The organism is Pseudomonas sp. BO3-4, from assembly GCF_034044115.1.
Classification (GTDB): Bacteria; Pseudomonadota; Gammaproteobacteria; order Pseudomonadales; family Pseudomonadaceae; genus Aquipseudomonas; species Aquipseudomonas alloputida.
Genome location: NZ_CP139018.1, coordinates 188,367 through 205,227 on the forward strand (window position 1 = coordinate 188,367; position 16,861 = coordinate 205,227).

Annotated in this window: 15 protein-coding genes, 1 tRNA gene and 1 pseudogene; 10 read left to right on the forward strand and 7 right to left on the reverse strand. The window is 62.3% G+C overall.

All coding sequences use genetic code 11. The annotated features are described in order from the left end of the window. The first annotated feature begins 9 nt into the window (after nt 1-9). From REH59_RS00800 to REH59_RS00810, 3 genes are all read left to right on the forward strand, one after another. On the forward strand, nt 10-1,920 hold the full coding sequence (locus REH59_RS00800; protein WP_320450379.1) for an ATP-binding cassette domain-containing protein: 1,911 nt from the start codon (nt 10-12) through the stop codon (nt 1,918-1,920). Continuing rightward, nucleotides 1,920-2,507, forward strand: coding sequence for a mechanosensitive ion channel family protein (locus REH59_RS00805; RefSeq protein WP_003255880.1), 588 nt, complete (start codon nt 1,920-1,922; stop codon nt 2,505-2,507). Before REH59_RS00800 ends, REH59_RS00805 begins: the two co-directional genes overlap by 1 nt. A 198-nt stretch (nt 2,508-2,705) precedes the next feature. After that, complete coding sequence (locus REH59_RS00810; protein ID WP_003255879.1) at nt 2,706-3,338, forward strand: LysE family transporter; 633 nt, start codon at nt 2,706-2,708, stop codon at nt 3,336-3,338. Between the two features lie 45 nt (nt 3,339-3,383). On the opposite strand, the gene REH59_RS00815 is transcribed toward REH59_RS00810, so the two are convergent. Together REH59_RS00815 and REH59_RS00820 are read right to left on the reverse strand one after the other, a co-directional pair. Then, nucleotides 3,384-4,139, reverse strand: a complete 756-nt coding sequence (locus REH59_RS00815) for a slipin family protein (RefSeq protein ID WP_014861487.1) — start codon at nt 4,137-4,139, stop codon at nt 3,384-3,386. Between the two features lie 2 nt (nt 4,140-4,141). Beyond that, a complete protein-coding gene (locus tag REH59_RS00820) occupies nt 4,142-5,488 on the reverse strand; it encodes an NfeD family protein (RefSeq protein WP_014861486.1) in 1,347 nt (448 codons plus the stop codon). Between the two features lie 98 nt (nt 5,489-5,586). Between REH59_RS00820 and REH59_RS00825 the strand changes: the two genes are divergently transcribed. From REH59_RS00825 to REH59_RS00835, 3 genes are all read left to right on the forward strand, one after another. Further along, nucleotides 5,587-6,045: an aminoacyl-tRNA deacylase gene (locus REH59_RS00825; protein WP_014861485.1), complete on the forward strand. Its 459-nt coding sequence runs from the start codon at nt 5,587-5,589 to the stop codon at nt 6,043-6,045. 61 nt (nt 6,046-6,106) lie between these two features. Further along, nucleotides 6,107-6,349, forward strand: coding sequence for a DUF2789 domain-containing protein (locus tag REH59_RS00830; protein WP_014861484.1), 243 nt, complete (start codon nt 6,107-6,109; stop codon nt 6,347-6,349). Between the two features lie 69 nt (nt 6,350-6,418). Further along, nucleotides 6,419-7,057, forward strand: a complete 639-nt coding sequence (locus tag REH59_RS00835; RefSeq protein ID WP_003255871.1) for a hypothetical protein — start codon at nt 6,419-6,421, stop codon at nt 7,055-7,057. Between the two features lie 6 nt (nt 7,058-7,063). Here REH59_RS00835 and REH59_RS00840 read toward each other — a convergent pair whose 3' ends face one another. From REH59_RS00840 to REH59_RS00850, 3 genes are all read right to left on the reverse strand, one after another. Next, on the reverse strand, nt 7,064-7,501 hold the full coding sequence (locus tag REH59_RS00840) for a CBS domain-containing protein (protein WP_003255870.1): 438 nt from the start codon (nt 7,499-7,501) through the stop codon (nt 7,064-7,066). Between the two features lie 170 nt (nt 7,502-7,671). Then, on the reverse strand, nt 7,672-9,402 hold the full coding sequence (locus REH59_RS00845; protein WP_320450380.1) for a dipeptidase: 1,731 nt from the start codon (nt 9,400-9,402) through the stop codon (nt 7,672-7,674). 162 nt (nt 9,403-9,564) lie between these two features. Further along, a tRNA-Arg gene (locus tag REH59_RS00850) sits at nt 9,565-9,641 on the reverse strand. 132 nt (nt 9,642-9,773) lie between these two features. On the opposite strand from REH59_RS00850, the pseudogene REH59_RS00855 reads away from it, so the two are divergent. From REH59_RS00855 to REH59_RS00870, 4 genes and pseudogenes are all read left to right on the forward strand, one after another. Further along, nucleotides 9,774-9,887 (forward strand): annotated as a pseudogene (locus REH59_RS00855) (aryl-sulfate sulfotransferase); the annotation flags it as partial. Nucleotides 9,888-10,109: 222 nt separating this feature from the next. Next, nucleotides 10,110-11,552: an NADP-dependent succinate-semialdehyde dehydrogenase gene (gabD, locus tag REH59_RS00860; protein WP_003255867.1), complete on the forward strand. Its 1,443-nt coding sequence runs from the start codon at nt 10,110-10,112 to the stop codon at nt 11,550-11,552. 182 nt (nt 11,553-11,734) lie between these two features. Next, nucleotides 11,735-13,012, forward strand: coding sequence for a 4-aminobutyrate--2-oxoglutarate transaminase (gabT, locus tag REH59_RS00865; protein ID WP_003255866.1), 1,278 nt, complete (start codon nt 11,735-11,737; stop codon nt 13,010-13,012). A 137-nt stretch (nt 13,013-13,149) separates the two neighbouring features. After that, the gene (locus tag REH59_RS00870; protein ID WP_003255865.1) at nt 13,150-14,409 is read left to right on the forward strand and encodes a response regulator; all 1,260 of its coding nucleotides are present in this window, start codon (nt 13,150-13,152) and stop codon (nt 14,407-14,409) included. A gap of 102 nt (nt 14,410-14,511) precedes the next feature. Here REH59_RS00870 and REH59_RS00875 read toward each other — a convergent pair whose 3' ends face one another. Together REH59_RS00875 and desA are read right to left on the reverse strand one after the other, a co-directional pair. After that, complete coding sequence (locus tag REH59_RS00875; RefSeq protein ID WP_003255864.1) at nt 14,512-15,540, reverse strand: GGDEF domain-containing protein; 1,029 nt, start codon at nt 15,538-15,540, stop codon at nt 14,512-14,514. 99 nt (nt 15,541-15,639) lie between these two features. Next, the gene (desA, locus tag REH59_RS00880) at nt 15,640-16,824 is read right to left on the reverse strand and encodes a delta-9 fatty acid desaturase DesA (protein ID WP_014861480.1); all 1,185 of its coding nucleotides are present in this window, start codon (nt 16,822-16,824) and stop codon (nt 15,640-15,642) included. Nucleotides 16,825-16,861: the final 37 nt, after the last annotated feature.

A 16,861-nucleotide genomic window follows, 5' to 3' on the forward strand; every position in this document is an offset into this window, starting at 1 on the left:
GCGACCATCATGATCAGACTATCCAACCTCACTTTACAGCGTGGTCCGCAGCGCTTGCTAGAAGGCGCCGAGATGACCCTGCACGCCGGTCACAAGGCCGGCCTGATCGGCGCCAACGGCGCCGGAAAATCCAGCCTGTTCGCCTTGCTGCGCGGTGAGCTGTCGCCCGATGCCGGTGACTGCCAACTGCCCGGCGACTGGCGCATCGCCCACATGCGCCAAGAGGTCGACACCCTCGACCGCCTGGCTGTGGACTATGTGCTTGACGGCGACGTGCGCCTGCGCAAGGTCCAGGCCGAACTGGCCGCGGCCGAGCACGCCCACGACGGCACCGCCCTGGCGCGCCTGCACAGTGAGCTGGAAAGCGCCGACGGCTATATCGCCGATGCCCGTGCGCGCAAGTTGCTGGCTGGGCTGGGCTTCACCAACGAACAGATGGACCGCCGTGTCGGCGATTTCTCTGGTGGCTGGCGGATGCGCCTGAACCTGGCCCAGGCACTGATGTGCCCGTCCGACCTGTTGCTGCTCGACGAGCCCACCAACCACCTCGACCTCGACGCGATCCTGTGGCTGGAAGACTGGCTCAAGGGCTACCCCGGCACGTTGTTGCTGATCTCCCACGACCGTGACTTCCTCGATGCCGTGGTCGACCATGTGCTGCACGTCGAGCAACGCAAGCTCAACTTGTACAAAGGCGGCTACACCGCCTTTGAGCGCACCCGTGCCGAGCGCCTGGCGCAGCAGCAGCAGGCCTACGAGAAGCAGCAGGCGCAGCGCGCGCACATGGAGAAGTACATTGCCCGCTTCAAGGCGCAAGCCACCAAGGCCCGCCAGGCGCAAAGCCGAATCAAGGCCCTGGAGCGCATGGAAGAGCTGTCGGCGGCGCATGTCGATTCACCGTTCGACTTTGTCTTCCGTGAATCGCAGAAAATTTCCAGCCCGTTGCTGAGCCTTTCCGAAGGTCGCCTGGGTTATGGCGACAAGGCCATCCTCGACAAGGTCAAACTGCAGCTCACCCCAGGCGCTCGTATTGGTCTGCTCGGGCCCAACGGCGCCGGCAAGTCGACCCTGATCAAGAACCTTGCAGGTGAACTGGAGCCGTTGTCGGGCCGTCTGGTTCGTGGCGAGAACCTGGCTGTAGGCTACTTTGCCCAGCACCAGTTGGACTCGCTGGACGACAAGGCCAGCCCGCTGCTGCACCTGCAGCGCATCGCCCCTGCCGAGCGTGAGCAGACGCTGCGCGACTTCCTCGGCGGCTTCGATTTCCATGGTGCCCGCTGCGACGAGCCGGTGGTTAACTTCTCCGGTGGCGAAAAGGCCCGCCTGGCACTCGCGCTGATTGCCTGGGAGCGGCCAAACCTGCTGCTGCTTGACGAACCGACCAACCACCTGGACCTGGAAATGCGTCTGGCACTGACCATGGCCTTGCAGGAGTTTGCCGGTGCAGTGGTGGTGGTGTCCCACGACCGTCATTTGCTCAAGAGCACCACGGACGACTTCCTGCTGGTGGCCGACGGTAAGGTCGACACCTTCGACGGTGACCTGGAGGACTACAGCCGCTGGCTGGTCGAGTACCGCCAGCGCAGTGCGCCGGCCAGTACTGCACCGGCCAACCCGGACAAGACCGACAAGAAAGCCCAGCGCCAGGCTGCCGCAGCCTTGCGTCAGCAGTTGGCACCGCACAAGAAGGCTGCCGACAAGCTGGAAACCGAGCTCAACCAGGTGCACACGCAATTGGCCGAGATCGAGACCGCGCTGGGTGATGGTGGCCTTTACGAGGCGGCGCGCAAGGACGAGTTGCGCGACCTGCTGGCGCGCCAGACCAAGCTCAAGCAACGCGAAGGCGAGCTGGAAGAGGCCTGGATGGAAGCGCTGGAAACCCTTGAAAGCATGCAGGCCGAACTCGAGGCGTTGTCCTGATGGAGGAACTGCGTTCGCTGCTGCCAGGGCAATGGATGGACACCTTCTGGCTGGGTTTGCAGATCCTCTTGATCCTGGCCGCGGCGTTCGTCCTGCAGCGCATCATTGCTCGCGGGCTGAGCCGCCTGGGCCAGCGTTACCCGTTGCCGCCGGAGCTGCTGGTGCCCGTGCGCGGTGGCCTGCGCTGGCTGATCATGGGCAGCGCGCTGCTGTTCGTGCTGGAGCGCATGGGCGTTTCGGCAACCGTGTTGTGGACAGCACTTTCCGGCTTCGTAGCGGTAGCGGCGGTGGCCTTCTTCGCCATGTGGAGCGTGCTGTCCAACCTGTTGTGCGCGGTGTTGATTTTCACGGTCGGGCCGTTTCGCATCGGCGATGTGGTCGAGCTGGTCGACACCCTCGACAAGCCAGGCGTGAAAGGCCGGGTGATTGCTATCAACCTGCTGTTCACCACCCTGCTGGAAGTGCCCGAAGCGGGCGGGGCGCTGGTGCAGGTGCCCAATAGTCAGTTCTTCCAGAAGTCGGTGCGGCGCTGGCGCGGTGCCGAGGTACAGGCCCTGCACAAAGAAACAGCTGCCGAAGCGGACTGAACCTGTACTGGCCCCTTCGCGGGACCGCCCGTTCTCACAGGTATTCCAAAGCGTCTGAAAATGCACTGTAGGTGTGGGGGCGGGCGTGCCCGCGAAGAGGTCAGGCCAGGCACCACAAATCCATCAGAAAGCACTGGTTATTTTTTCGCCAAAACCTTAGCTTAACGTTTTGCAACAAATGTTCGAGCGAGGTGTGTGATGTCGATGGAAGTTTGGTTAGGCTTCTTTGCCGCTTGCTGGGTGATCAGCCTTTCACCCGGTGCCGGGGCGATTGCCTCAATGTCCAGCGGCCTGCAATACGGCTTCTGGCGTGGTTACTGGAACGCCCTGGGCCTGCAGCTGGGCCTGATCATGCAGATCGCCATCATCGCCGCCGGCGTCGGTGCCGTCCTGGCCGCCTCGGCCACGGCGTTCCAGGTCATCAAGTGGTTTGGCGTCGCCTACCTTGTGTACCTGGCCTACAAGCAGTGGCGTGCCCTGCCGATGGACATGAGCGATGAATCAGGCGTGCGCCCGATCGGCAAGCCGTTGAGCCTGGTGTTCCGTGGTTTCCTGGTCAACATCAGCAACCCCAAGGCGCTGGTGTTCATGCTGGCGGTGCTGCCGCAGTTTCTCAATCCCCATGCGCCGCTGCTGCCGCAATATGTGGCGATCACCGTGACCATGGTCACGGTCGACCTGCTGGTGATGGCGGGGTACACCGGGTTGGCTTCGCATGTGTTGCGCATGTTGCGCACACCCAAACAGCAGAAGCGTTTGAACCGCACCTTTGCCGGGTTGTTCATTGGTGCAGCCACCTTCCTTGCGACCTTGCGCCGCGCGCCGGTCTGACAGGCCGCATACAGGCCATTCGCGGGCAAGCCCGCGATTGGCCCATCACTCTTTCTCCTTGTCCACCAAACCCTTCAGCAGATCTATCGGCAGCGGAAAGACGATGGTCGAGCTCTTGTCCCCGGCAATCGTCCCCAGCGTCTGCATATAGCGCAACTGCATCGCCCCCGGCTCCTTGCTCAGCATTTGTGCGGCTTGCATCAGTTTCTCCGACGCCTGCAGTTCACCCTCGGCATGAATCACCTTGGCCCGACGTTCGCGCTCGGCCTCGGCCTGGCGGGCGATGGCGCGTACCATCGACTCGTTCAGGTCAACGTGCTTGATCTCGACGTTGGCCACCTTGATGCCCCAGGCATCCGTCTGCGCATCCAGCACCTGGCGGATGTCCAGGTTCAGTTGCTCGCGTTCTGCCAGCAGCTCATCCAGCTCGTGTTTGCCCAGCACCGCACGCAGGGTCGTCTGGGCCAGCTGGCTGGTTGCCACTAGAAAATCCTCAACCTGAATGATCGCTTTCTGCGGGTCGAGTACGCGAAAGTACAACACTGCGTTGACCTTGACCGAAACGTTGTCGCGGGTGATCACATCCTGCGGCGGCACATCCAGTACCACTGTGCGCAGGTCGACCCGCACCATTTGCTGGATCACCGGGATCAACAGGATCAGCCCCGGCCCTTTGACCTGCCAGAAGCGCCCCAGCTGGAACACCACGCCGCGCTCGTATTCGCGCAGGATGCGAAATGCCGACAGCACCAGCATGGCCAGCACAATCAGCACAGCGCCGAAACCGACTTGCATGAACATGGTCATTCTCCTTGCGTCGCTGGGGCGGCGGCGCTCACTTCCAGCATCACGCCATGGCGCGCGGTCACCCGTACGTTCTGGCCAGTTTGCAGCGGCGTTGCGCACTGCACTTGCCATTGCTCGCCCTGAGCCAGCACAACACCACAGAAGGGGTCGCTTGCCATCACCTGGGTGACGGTGACCAGGCTGCCGACCAGGCCGGCGTCGCCGCTGACCAGTGCCCGTCGGCGGGCCTTGAGGGCCATGCCCAGCACGCCACCGATCAGCAGTGCCGAGAGCAGCGCCAAGGTGCCGATCAAGGCCAGCGGGATGCCGAAACCGGGGGCGTCGGTGTCGATCAGGATCAATGCGCCGACCACAAAGGCAACGATGCCGCCGAAGCCGACCACGCCGAAACTGGGCAAGAAGGCTTCGGCGATCATGAAGGTGATGCCAAGCAGGATCAGCGCCACCCCGGCAAAACTCACCGGCAATAGCTGCAGCGCATACAGCGCCAGCAGCAGGCAGATACCACCGACCACACCGCCCACCGCAGAACCGGGGTTCATGAATTCGAACAACAGGCCGTAAACGCCGATCATGATCAGAATCAGCGCTACGCTGGGGTTGGTGATTACCGCCAGAACCCGTGTGCGCCAGTCCGGCAGGTGCTCGACCACGCTGGCGCCTGCGGTCTGCAACTGGCGTGGCTGGCCGGCCACCTGGAGCGTTTTGCCGTCGAGCTCGCGCAGCAGGTCAGGCAGGTCATCGGCCACCTGGTCGATCACGTTCAGCCGCAAGGCCTCGTTGGCGGACAGGCTGACCGCCTCGCGCACGGCCTTCTCCGCCCAGTCGGCGTTGCGGCCGCGCATCTGCGCCAGGCCACGGATGTAGGCGGCTGCGTCGTTGACCTGTTTGCGTGCGAGGGTTTCATCGTCGCCGCCTTTGGCTTTGTCGTCACTGGGCGTGCCAGGCGGGCCGCCGATCCGCACTGGCGTGGCAGCACCCAGGTTGGTCCCGGGCGCCATCGCCGCGACATGGCTGGCGTAGAGAATATAGGTGCCGGCGCTGGCGGCACGGGCGCCGCTGGGGGCAACGTAGCTGGCGACGGGTACGGTGCTGGCGAGAATCGCCTTGATCATCTGGCGCATGGCGCTGTCCAGCCCGCCCGGGGTATCCATGCGGATAACCACCAGTTGCGCGCCTTGCGCCTGGGCCTGGCTGAGGCTGCGCACCAGGTAGTCGGCGCTGGCTGGGCCGATGGCGTCGTCGATGCCCAGCACCCACACCGCGCCGGGCGCTGCCTGGCCACCTGGCGTGATGCCAAGCAACAACAGCAGCAACAGCCAGCGCCAGCAGCGGGCGATCACCTGTCGTCACCTCATTTGCGCGTATTACACAAGTTTAGCCCCGACCACCCGTACCCGGCCTAAAATTGAGAATTGGGGGGCGAAACCGGAGGTGCATCATGCGTATGGCAAAGACCCTGCAGGCCCGCCTGGACAAGGCCAACTGCGACTACGACATCATTCCCCACCCACATTCGGCCACCAGCCTGGAGTCGGCCCGAACGGCCGGCGTGCCCGCCGAGCGGGTCGCCAAGTCGGTGATGCTCGATGACCGTCATGGCAACTACATCATGGCCGTGCTACCGGCCAACCGGCACCTGGACATGACCAAGGTGCGTATGTCCGGGGCCTGGCATCTGACCCGTGAAAGCGGTCTGCCGAGCCTGTTCAATGACTGCGAACGCGGTGCGGTGCCGGCCTTTGGCGATGCTTACCAGATAAAAATGCTGCTCGACCCGAGTCTTACCCGCCAAGGCGATGTCTACCTGGAGGCGGGTGACCACGATCACCTGATTCACATGAGCATGGAGCAGTACATGAAACTGGTGCCGCACGCCGAAGTGCGCGAGCTGTGCTGATGTTTTCAAACCAATGCCAGGCGGGCGTCGTGGACGGCTTGCCTGGCGCTAAGGAGGAACCATGGAAGCGCCGATCCATCCCTTTGCCGAACTGTTCAAGCAGTTGGGCTTGCCCGACGATCCCACGAGTATCGATCAGTTCATCACCAGCCATTCCCCGCTGAAGAACGAAATAAAGCTGGTGGATGCGCCGTTCTGGACCGACTCACAGCGTGCATTTCTCCAGGACATCATCATTGAAGATTCCGATTGGGCCGTGCCCTTCGATCAACTCAACGAAGCCTTGCGCCGCCCCCGAAAATAAAGCGCCGAGCGGCACCTGACGAGTGATCGGCCGTTGCTATGCTCAGGAAAACAATAAGGGGATAGCGCGATGAAAGATCCCTACGCACCAGGTTTCTGGTGTTCCGTGACGATCCTGGGCACCCTGACGGCCAGTTACTTCTATGGCATCAGGCAGACGCAACAGATGAACCAGGCCGTGCATTTCCTGTACGCCGCTGCCGCAGTCACTGTAGCGGTTGCACTGGTGGCGCTGACATGGATCGCCTGGCAGCAGTTGCGCCTTAACAAGCGCGAAGTGGTGCAGGGGCGAACGTTGCTGACCATCTGGAATACCAAGGTTGCGCTACGCCGCGTCGAGACGGTTTTCGACCGTTATTTCTGGGGCAGCTACTGGCATTCGGGGCGTACCTTCGAAGAGGTCATGGGCGAGCTCAGGGGCACTCCGCTGGAGCAGAGCCTGGATGCGCTGAAGCGCCAGTGCCGGGTGCTCGACCGCGAAATCCATGACCGCCATCACCACTGGCTGGCCAACGCTCGCGACCTGTCCAGCGTGGCCCAGGCGATGGCCCGCGAACGCTACCAACTGGACCTCGGCGAGCCCACGCACAGCGGCCACGGCAATACGGCAGTGCTCAACCGTGACCTGGAAGTGCTGGTATACACCTGGTCGGCGCGCCTGCGTAGCTTCGACCATCAGCTGGACGAGCTGGAGCGCGCCTACCATTGAGGCGTTTCATTCGCCGCGGATGTACTGCTCCATTTGCTTGATCAGGCTCGCCTGTTCGTCAATGGTTTCCTTGACCAGGTCGCCGATCGACAACAGGCCGAGCAATCTGCCGTTGTCGACCACCGGCAGGTGACGCAGGTGCCGGTCGGTCATCAGGTTCATGCAGAAATCGAGCTTTTGCTTGGGATCCACAGTGACTACCGGTGCGCTCATGATTTCGCGTACCGGCGTAGCGGCGGAAGAGCGGCCCTTGAGGACCAGTTTGCGCGCGTAGTCCCGCTCACTGACGATGCCCACTACCTGGCCACCCTCGACCACGGGCAGCGCACCGATGTTTTTCTCCGCCAGCAGTTTCAGGGCGTCGAGCACCGAGTCATCCGGGCCGATGGTGTACACGGTCTGGTGCTGGGACTTGGTCTTGAGGATTTGTTCGACGGTCTTCATACGGGCCTCTGCGGGTGAAAAAAGCACTGTCTCGGTGTAACTAAAGCATCCGGTACGGCGCTCTGCACGGCAATGCAGGAAACGGCATGGAGGCGATTGAAAAACGTCATGGCTGTTCGCTTGTAGCGGCCTTTTCGCGGCTAAAGCCGCGAAAAGGCCGGTACTGCCGATCAAAGCTTCGGCATCTGCCCGATCCGCGCCACCATTTCGCTCACCACCTGCAAGTCCAGCATGAACTGCTCCACGGTCTTGAACTCGTTGTCGTTGTGCCCGGTGTACTTCACGTCCGGCATGGCCAGGCCAAATTGCACACCGTTGGGAAGATCGTGCACCGAAGTCGCGCCGGCCGAGGTACCGAACTCATGCTTCATCCCCAGGTTCTCGGTGGCCACAGCGAGCAGGGCCGTTACCCATTCGCCTTCAGGGTTGCGGTACATCGGCTCGTCCAGGCTGAAGTCGAACGCCACCGAGGTGTTGCTTTGCCGGGTCCATTTGCCCAGTTTGTCGGCCAGTTCGTCCTTGATCGTGGCGATCGGCTTCCCCTTGGGAATGCGCAGATTCACCGCCAGTTTCAAGCCTTTGTCATCCACCCCGACAAAAGTCAGCGAGGTGGTCAGCGGGCCCATGAACGGGTCCTTGAAGGCCACGCCTAGCGTGTTGCCCAGGTAGTCCAGGCCCCAGTTTTCGGCGGCGTAGCGGGCCGCGTCGGTAAAGTGGTTGTGCTTGAGCGACACCTGCTGGCCGAGGCCATTAATGAAGTCGAGCATACGCGCCACCGGGTTGATGCCGGATTCCGGCTCCGAAGAGTGTGCGGAAACACCGGTCACGGTGAGCAAGACTTGCTTGCCGTCGGCCTTGGCGTCGATGCTGAAGTCGCTTCCATGCTGCTTCACATATCTGGCGCCGGCTTGCTGCAGGTGCTTGGCCAGCTGTGCCGGGTTGTCAGAAATCAGGGTCGCAACCGAAGTTGTCGGGATCTGGTTGGTGGCCAGGCCGCCGGTCAGGTTGACGATCTCGGCACCCTTGCCGCTGGCCGGGCGTTTGGTGAAGCTGGCCATGACCGTGCCGTAGCCTTTCTCGGCAATCACTACGGGGTAGCCGCCGTCGAGGGCCAGGTTGTAATCGGGCGTAGGGTTGCGCTCAAAGTAGTAGGGGATGGCATCACCGCTGGTTTCTTCGGTGGTGTCGATCAGCAGCTTGAACTGCCGGGCGAGCGGCAGGTTTTCGTCCTTGGCCACTTTCAGCGCGTACATCGCCACCACGATGCCGTTCTTGTCGTCTTCGGTGCCGCGGCCGTACATGCGGTCACCCACCAGGGTGACCTTGAACGGGTCCAGGCGCGTACCGTCGGCCAGCTTCCAGTTGTCCGGGTTGACCGGCACGACGTCAGCGTGGGCATGGATACCGATCACTTCCTTCCCGCTGCCCAGCGAGATCTCGTACACCCGGTTGTCGATGTTGCGGAAGGCCAGGCCGAAGCGCTCGGCCAAGGCCTTGATCTTGTCGGCGATCTTGAGGAATTCAGGGTTTTCGTACTGCGGTGTGCCCTCGACGTTGAAGGTGGGGATGGCTACCAGTTCACGCAGGGTTTCGGTAGCGGCTTTGCCATACTTGATGCGGGTATACAGGCCGAGCAGGCGGTTGATCTCGTCTTGTTGCTCGGCGGCCAATGGCTTGTTGGCCAGGTAGGCGTCGACGGTTGCCTCGAGGTTGTCGGCCTTGCCCAGGTCGCTGCCTTTGAGCTTGCCGAGGAATTGCCTGAAATCGCTTGGGTCGCTGCCGTCGAAGGCTTTGACGATAGCTGCGGACTGCTGCTGGGTGAGGTTGGCTTGGGCAGGCTGGGTGAACAGGCCGATGCTGGCCAGCAGCAGGGTGGTGGCGGTGAGTTTTTTCAACTGCATGGTTGTGCGCATTCCTTTGCCAATCATTGTTATGGGTTACCCGTTCGGAGAACGGGAAGACGCCCACGCTAACATCAATGACCCGTGGCACGGGAGTACCAGAAAGGTGACATGGCGCACAAACGAAAAAGCCCCGGGCTCAGGCCCAGGGCTTTCTTGATATGGCGCACTCGGCGGGATTCGAACCCACGACCCCTGCCTTCGGAGGGCAGTACTCTATCCAGCTGAGCTACGAGTGCAACGCGCACGCATGATACCCATCTGTATCGTTGACGTCCATCGCCTTGATCTGTAGCTGTTTTTACCGTGTTGGCTGTGCAGATCCCCGGGGCCGGATACACGACAATACCGATCAAACTGTCGGCCAGGGTGGAACCGGCCGTAACTGGACCCGCGTCAATGCCGTCGACTACGCTGCCGATGGCGACAGCATCATCGTTTCAGCCCACCATCAGGGTGTGTTGAACATTGGCCGTGACAAGCAGTGAAACGATTTTTGGCGTCGCCCCGAGTCCGGCCGCCGCATCGTCTACCCTTTAGCGGCCATTCTGCGGGCGATTTCAGATGGGCTGTTCAACCATTCGTTCTTTTTTTCGAACAGCCTATTGTCCAACACCCCAGCAGCCGCTTAGCATTCGTTTGAGATTTCAAACGCTCGATGCCCTGCCTTGGGCGCTTTTCAACAATCAACAATTCGGGAAGCCGACATGCAGCTCAAAGACGCTCAGTTGTTCCGCCAGCAAGCCTATATCAATGGTGAGTGGCTGGATGCGGACAACGGCCAGACCATCAAGGTGACCAACCCGGCCACCGGCGAAGTCATCGGTACCGTGCCGAAGATGGGCACCGCGGAAACTCGCCGTGCCATCGAAGCCGCCGACAAGGCCCTGCCGGCCTGGCGTGCCCTGACTGCGAAAGAGCGCTCGGCCAAGCTGCGTCGCTGGTTCGAACTGATGATCGAGAACCAGGACGACCTGGCTCGCTTGATGACCACCGAACAGGGCAAGCCGCTGGCCGAAGCCAAGGGCGAAATCGCCTACGCGGCCTCGTTCATCGAGTGGTTCGCCGAAGAAGCCAAGCGCATCTACGGTGACACCATCCCAGGCCACCAGCCAGACAAGCGCCTGATTGTCATCAAGCAGCCAATCGGCGTTACCGCGGCCATCACCCCGTGGAACTTCCCGGCCGCCATGATCACCCGTAAAGCCGGCCCGGCCCTGGCCGCTGGCTGCACCATGGTCCTCAAGCCGGCTTCGCAAACCCCATACTCCGCTCTGGCCCTGGTCGAGCTGGCCCACCGTGCCGGCATCCCGGCTGGCGTGCTGAGTGTGGTGACCGGCAGCGCCGGCGAAGTTGGCGGCGAACTGACCGGCAACTCCCTGGTACGCAAGCTGTCCTTCACCGGCTCGACCGAAATCGGTCGCCAGCTGATGGAAGAATGCGCCAAGGACATCAAGAAGGTTTCCCTGGAGCTGGGTGGCAACGCCCCGTTCATCGTGTTCGACGACGCCGACCTGGACAAGGCGGTCGAGGGCGCGATCATCTCCAAGTACCGTAACAACGGCCAGACCTGCGTCTGCGCCAACCGTATCTACGTGCAGGACGGCGTCTACGACGCGTTCGCCCAGAAGCTGGCCGCTGCAGTTGCCAAGCTGAAGATCGGTAACGGCCTGGAAGAAGGCACCACCACTGGCCCGCTGATCGACGGCAAGGCTGTCGCCAAGGTCCAGGAGCACATCGAGGACGCCGTCAGCAAAGGCGCCAAAGTGCTGTCCGGTGGCAAGCTGATCGAAGGCAACTTCTTCGAGCCGACCATCCTGGTTGACGTACCGAAGACCGCTGCTGTCGCCAAGGAAGAGACGTTCGGCCCACTGGCGCCGCTGTTCCGCTTCAAAGACGAAGCCGAAGTCATCGCCATGTCCAACGACACCGAGTTCGGCCTGGCCTCGTACTTCTACGCCCGCGACATGAGCCGTGTGTTCCGTGTCGCCGAAGCCCTGGAGTACGGCATGGTGGGTATCAACACCGGCCTGATCTCCAACGAAGTGGCGCCGTTCGGTGGTATCAAGGCTTCGGGCCTGGGCCGCGAAGGTTCCAAGTACGGTATCGAGGACTACCTCGAAATCAAATACCTGTGCATCAGCGTCTGATAGCACGGTAAAGGCTTTACCTCTGCCAGCGGGGCGCGAGAGCGACGTCTCGCTGGCCTTTTTTACATTGCAGTACCTGGTGGCCAGGGCGTTCACGACAGTCGATCAACGAATACTGTTCGCGAGCACTCCCAGCCGCCCCCGAATAAAAGCGCCATTCCTGTCGGCGCAATGAGGGCATTATGAGCAAAACCAACGAATCCTTGATGCAACGTCGTGTAGCTGCCGTCCCACGTGGCGTCGGCCAGATCCACCCGATCTTCGTCGACACCGCGAAGAACTCGACCGTGATCGACGTTGAAGGCCGCGAACTGATCGACTTCGCCGGCGGCATCGCAGTACTGAACACCGGCCACCTGCACCCGAAAGTGGTTGCAGCCGTGCAAGAGCAGCTGACCAAGGTCAGCCACACCTGCTTCCAGGTGCTGGCTTACGAGCCCTACGTAGAGCTGTGCGAAAAGATCAACAAGCTGGTCCCAGGCGACTTCGACAAGAAGACCCTGCTGGTCACCACCGGCTCCGAAGCCGTTGAAAACGCCGTCAAGATCGCCCGTGCTGCCACTGGCCGCGCTGGCGTCATCGCCTTCACCGGCGGTTATCACGGCCGTACCATGATGACCCTGGGCCTGACCGGCAAGGTCGTGCCGTACTCCGCTGGCATGGGCCTGATGCCAGGCGGCATCTTCCGCGCCCTGTTCCCGAGCGAACTGCACGGTATCAGCGTTGACGACGCCATCGCCTCGGTCGAGCGCATCTTCAAGAACGACGCCGAGCCGCGCGACATCGCCGCGATCATCCTCGAGCCAGTACAAGGCGAAGGCGGCTTCCTGCCAGCGCCGAAAGAGCTGATGAAACGCCTGCGCGCCCTGTGCGACCAGCACGGCATCCTGCTGATCGCCGACGAAGTACAAACTGGCGCTGGCCGTACCGGCACCTTCTTCGCCATGGAACAGATGGGCGTTGCGCCTGACCTGACCACCTTCGCCAAATCCATCGCTGGCGGCTTCCCGCTGGCCGGTGTGTGCGGCAAGGCCGAATACATGGACGCCATCGCGCCTGGCGGCCTGGGCGGTACCTACGCGGGTTCGCCGATCGCTTGCGCCGCAGCCCTGGCCGTGATCGAAGTGTTCGAAGAAGAAAAACTGCTGGACCGCAGCAAGGCTGTGGGTGAGCGCCTGACCGCCGGCCTGCGCGAAATCCAGAAGAAGTACCCGATCATCGGCGACGTCCGTGGTCTGGGCTCGATGATTGCCGTCGAAGTCTTCGAGAAAGGCACTCACACCCCGAACGCTGCTGCTGTTGGCCAGGTTGTCGCCAAGGCTCGTGAAAAGGGTCTGATCCTGCTGTCTTGCGGCACCTACGGCAACGTCCTGCGTATCCTGGTTCCGCTGACCGCCGAAGACGCGCTGCTGGACAAAGGCCTGGCCATCATCGAAGAGTGCTTCGCTGAAATCGCCTGATGTGACGCGCTTCAGAAAAAACCCGCCTCGGCGGGTTTTTTTATGCCCAGATAAGCCATGTGGCGCTATGGTTATCGGAGGACTGGCTTTGGAAGCTGCGACGGACTGTGTGTCAGGGTATTCAGGAGTAGTTGGTGATGAGCGCTGCAGCCCCCACCCCACCAAGCGTACTGATTGTCGAAGGCGATCCTTGGGTACGGGACATGCTCAGCGAGATGCTGCTCAGCGTGCGCTGTGACGCCCGCCTGCAGGTATGCGCTGACGGCGCGCAGGCGCTCAGTGCCCTGTCCAGCAAGCCGGACCTGATCATCGCTGCCCGCGAGCTGGCCGGTGTCGACGGCCTCGACCTGCTGCGCAAGGTACGCGCCAAAGGGCCAGGGGTGCCGTTCATTCTCATGAGTAACCGCAATGACAGCGCCAGTGTGCGCGAAGCGCTGCCCCTGCACCCCACGGCTTACCTGAGCAAGCCACTGAACCTGGATAACCTGCGCAAGCGCCTGCAAGAGTTGCTGCTGGCCGTTGGCGAGGAGATTGCCTGCCCGGTACCGGCGTTGCAGGCGGGAGCCAGCCTGCCAGCCTACCTTGAGCAGCGCCGCGCTACCGCCGATGGCGGGCCGCTGCTGGCCGATGTGCAGGTAGCGATCAATCGAGCGCTAAACCCTCAGGGCCTGAACCTCAGGGTGCTCGAAGAGGAGGTGCGTAACGACCCGCAGGTGACGGCGGTGCTGATCGCTGCCGCCAATAGTGCGGCATTGCACCGTGAAGCCCCGGTGCAGACGTTGCTGCAGGCTCTGAACAAGCTTGGCAGTACCCAAAGCATGAACCTGATCCTGGGCATGACCCTCAAGCGCAGCGCACGCCTCAGCGACCCACTGTTGGCAGAGCACGCAGCCCGTTACTGGGACCTGTCACTGCACACTGCCGAATATGGCCGCACCTTGGCGCGCATGCTCGAGCTGGACGAGGGCCGTTGTTATTGCGCGGGCTTGCTGCATTGCCTGGGCGACCTGGCGGTGTTGCGCTGCCTGCAAGAGTGGCGGTTGGCCGGGGGAGACCTGGACGAGCGCAATGTGCAGCAATCGCTGGAAGAGTTTGGTGCGGCGTTCGGCTCGGCGCTGCGTACTCGCTGGCGTTTGCCGCTGGCACTGCGCGAGTTGATCGCTGCGATCTACCAGTTGGGCGGTGGCGTTTACTCGCGGGAGATCCTGGCCATGAACCTGGCTGGGCAGTTGTCGCGGCTGCCGGCTGGGCAGGGGCTGGAGAAGGTGGCCAGCGGCAAGACGGCGCGCCTGCTCAAGCTTGGCCTGCCGGAGCTGAGGCGGTTGCGCAAAGAGGAGAACCCGGAAGTAAAACCGCAGGAAGAACCGCCGGTGGCTGGGGCCGAGGTTTCCAGCTGAGATTCGGGGGCCGCATTGCGGCCCTTCGCGGGCTTGCCCGCTCCCACAGGTGTGGCGCCGGGCCCGCGAATACCGGCCAAAGCCGGTGCCCTTGCCGCCTGATCAGCCGCGGACTATCTGGTTCTTGCCCTGCCGCTTGGCCTGGTACATTGCCGCATCGGCCCGCGCATACAGGCTGTCCAGCGCCACATCCTCATCGGTCAGCTCGGTCAGCCCCTGGCTCACCGTCACCCCGTACGTCTGCTGGCCATGGCTGAAGCTCAAGTGCTGAATCTGCCGTTGCAAGCGCTCGGCAATCTGCTCCGCGACCTGGGCGTTGCAGCCCGGAAACACCGCCGCAAATTCTTCGCCGCCAATGCGTCCGAACAGGTCGCCCCGGCGTAGCACGGCCTTGCCGCTGTCGGCGATGTGTTGCAGCACCTGGTCACCTTCCTGGTGGCCATAGCTGTCATTGATGCGTTTGAAGTCGTCGATATCCAACAGCAGGAAAGCCAGCGGTGTACCGTCCTCGCGTGCACTGTCGAAGGCTTGCTGGGCACATTCGAAAAAGTGCCTGCGGTTACTGCTCTGGGTCAGCACGTCGGTGGTGGCCAGGCGCTGCAGTTCGCCTTCAAGCTGCTTCTTCTCGGTGATGTCTTCGGCGATACCGACAATGATTACCCGGTCGCCATCGTGCTGCTGGTTGATGTAGCACTTGTCGCTCAGCCAGCGCAGTTGCCCATCGGCATTGAGGATGCGGTACTCGCGGTCTTCCACCGCGCCCTTGAGCAGTACCTGGGCCAGGCTACGCTCGGCGAACTCGAGGTCGTCGGGGTAGATGCTGTCACGCCATTCGTTGTAGTCAGCCAGCACCAGGCTGACCGGGCGGCCGAAGATGCGCTCGTAGGCTGGGCTCACGTACAGCACCTGACGGGTTTCCCAGTCGAAGGCCCAAAGCACTGCGTTGACGCTGTCGAGCAACGAGCTGAACAGCTGATCACGCTCACTCAGGCGGGCAACCTCACCTTGGGCGTGGAGCAACGCCAGTAAAGTCTGGGCAGCTTCGGGAGGAGGGGTGCCGGGGAAAATCGTTGGAATGTTCTTGGCCATGTGCACGGAGCAGGTCTCAACGTGAAAGCGTGCGGCCAACATCCGGCCCGCCACGCAGGCGATATTCCGAATTCGAGTGGAGAGGCGGGGGCGAAGTTCCGAACGGCACGCCCCGTTGCGGGGCGTGCCGATCAACGGCGGTCAGGCGCCGGTCGGGCGCAGCGAGTAAGTCTTGAGTTGTGCTGCGAAGTCGCGCAGTGCCTGGATGCCGCTGGTTTCGGCCTCGTGTACCCAGTCTTTCATGGCAGCCAGCATGTCGTGGCCGTTGGCACTGGTGCGCGCCCAGATCTGCTGCAGGGCCAGGCGTTTTTCGTAGATGGTTTTCAGTGCCTGGCTGTGCGCGAGCATGGACTCGATGCGCACGTGGTGGCGGTCTTCCAGCAGGCTGGTTTCGCGCGAGAGCAGCCGTTTGGCACGGCGGAAGCGGTAACGCACCGAGGCGTCGACACGGGCCAGTTCCTGTTTCACCAGCGGGCCGATCACCAGCTTGCGGTACTGGGCCATGATCTGGAAGCGGTTGTTGAGGATGGCCATGGCGGTGTCCATGTCCAGGCTGGCCTTGCCGGCCACCCGGTGGGCGATGGGCGCCACGCGCTGTACCTTGGCCAGACGCAGCAGGCAGAACAAGCGGATCCACGCCCAGCCCATGTCGAACTCCCAGCGTTTGACCGAGAGCTTGGCCGAGTTGGGGTAGGTGTGGTGGTTATTGTGCAGTTCTTCACCGCCGATGATGATGCCCCAGGGCACCAGGTTGGTGGCGGCGTCGCGGCATTCGAAGTTGCGATAGCCCAGGGCATGGCCCAGGCCGTTGACCACACCGGCGGCCCAGAACGGAATCCACATCATCTGCACCGCCCATATGGTGATGCCTATGGTGCCAAACAGCAGCAGGTCGATTACCGCCATCAGTGCGATACCGCCCAGTTTGTAACGCGAGTACAGGTTGCGCTCGATCCAGTCATCCGGGCAATTCTTGCCATAGATGCGCAGGGTTTCGGGGTTGCGCGCCTCTTCACGGTACAGCTCGGCACCTTTGCGCAGCACTGTGCCCAGGCCCTTGTACACCGGGCTGTGCGGGTCGTCGGGGGTTTCGCACTTGGCGTGGTGCTTGCGGTGGACGGCGGTCCACTCACGGGTGTTCTGCGCCGTGGTCAGCCACAGCCAGAAGCGGAAGAAGTGCTTGAGCGCGCCGTTGAGCTCCAGGGCCCGGTGCGCGGAGTAGCGATGCAGGTAGACCGTGACGCTGACAATGGTCACGTGGGTCATCAACAGAGTGATGCCGACCAGTTGCCAGGCCGACAGGTCGAGCAGGCCGTTATACCACATAGGTGCAAATACCCTCGAAATGCAGGGGGAAGGGCTG

Excerpts from the sequence above, each read along its gene's own strand:
- REH59_RS00800 (WP_320450379.1), top strand. The coding sequence starts at position 10 with ATGATCAGACTATCCAACCTCACTTTACAGCGTGGTCCGCAGCGCTTG.
- REH59_RS00805 (WP_003255880.1), top strand. The coding sequence starts at position 1,920 with ATGGAGGAACTGCGTTCGCTGCTGCCAGGGCAATGGATGGACACCTTC.
- REH59_RS00810 (WP_003255879.1), top strand. The coding sequence starts at position 2,706 with ATGTCGATGGAAGTTTGGTTAGGCTTCTTTGCCGCTTGCTGGGTGATC.
- REH59_RS00815 (WP_014861487.1), bottom strand. The coding sequence starts at position 4,139 with ATGTTCATGCAAGTCGGTTTCGGCGCTGTGCTGATTGTGCTGGCCATG.
- REH59_RS00825 (WP_014861485.1), top strand. The coding sequence starts at position 5,587 with ATGCGTATGGCAAAGACCCTGCAGGCCCGCCTGGACAAGGCCAACTGC.
- REH59_RS00830 (WP_014861484.1), top strand. The coding sequence starts at position 6,107 with ATGGAAGCGCCGATCCATCCCTTTGCCGAACTGTTCAAGCAGTTGGGC.
- REH59_RS00835 (WP_003255871.1), top strand. The coding sequence starts at position 6,419 with ATGAAAGATCCCTACGCACCAGGTTTCTGGTGTTCCGTGACGATCCTG.
- REH59_RS00840 (WP_003255870.1), bottom strand. The coding sequence starts at position 7,501 with ATGAAGACCGTCGAACAAATCCTCAAGACCAAGTCCCAGCACCAGACC.
- REH59_RS00845 (WP_320450380.1), bottom strand. The coding sequence starts at position 9,402 with ATGCAGTTGAAAAAACTCACCGCCACCACCCTGCTGCTGGCCAGCATC.
- gabD (WP_003255867.1), top strand. The coding sequence starts at position 10,110 with ATGCAGCTCAAAGACGCTCAGTTGTTCCGCCAGCAAGCCTATATCAAT.
- gabT (WP_003255866.1), top strand. The coding sequence starts at position 11,735 with ATGAGCAAAACCAACGAATCCTTGATGCAACGTCGTGTAGCTGCCGTC.
- REH59_RS00870 (WP_003255865.1), top strand. The coding sequence starts at position 13,150 with ATGAGCGCTGCAGCCCCCACCCCACCAAGCGTACTGATTGTCGAAGGC.
- REH59_RS00875 (WP_003255864.1), bottom strand. The coding sequence starts at position 15,540 with ATGTTGGCCGCACGCTTTCACGTTGAGACCTGCTCCGTGCACATGGCC.
- desA (WP_014861480.1), bottom strand. The coding sequence starts at position 16,824 with ATGTGGTATAACGGCCTGCTCGACCTGTCGGCCTGGCAACTGGTCGGC.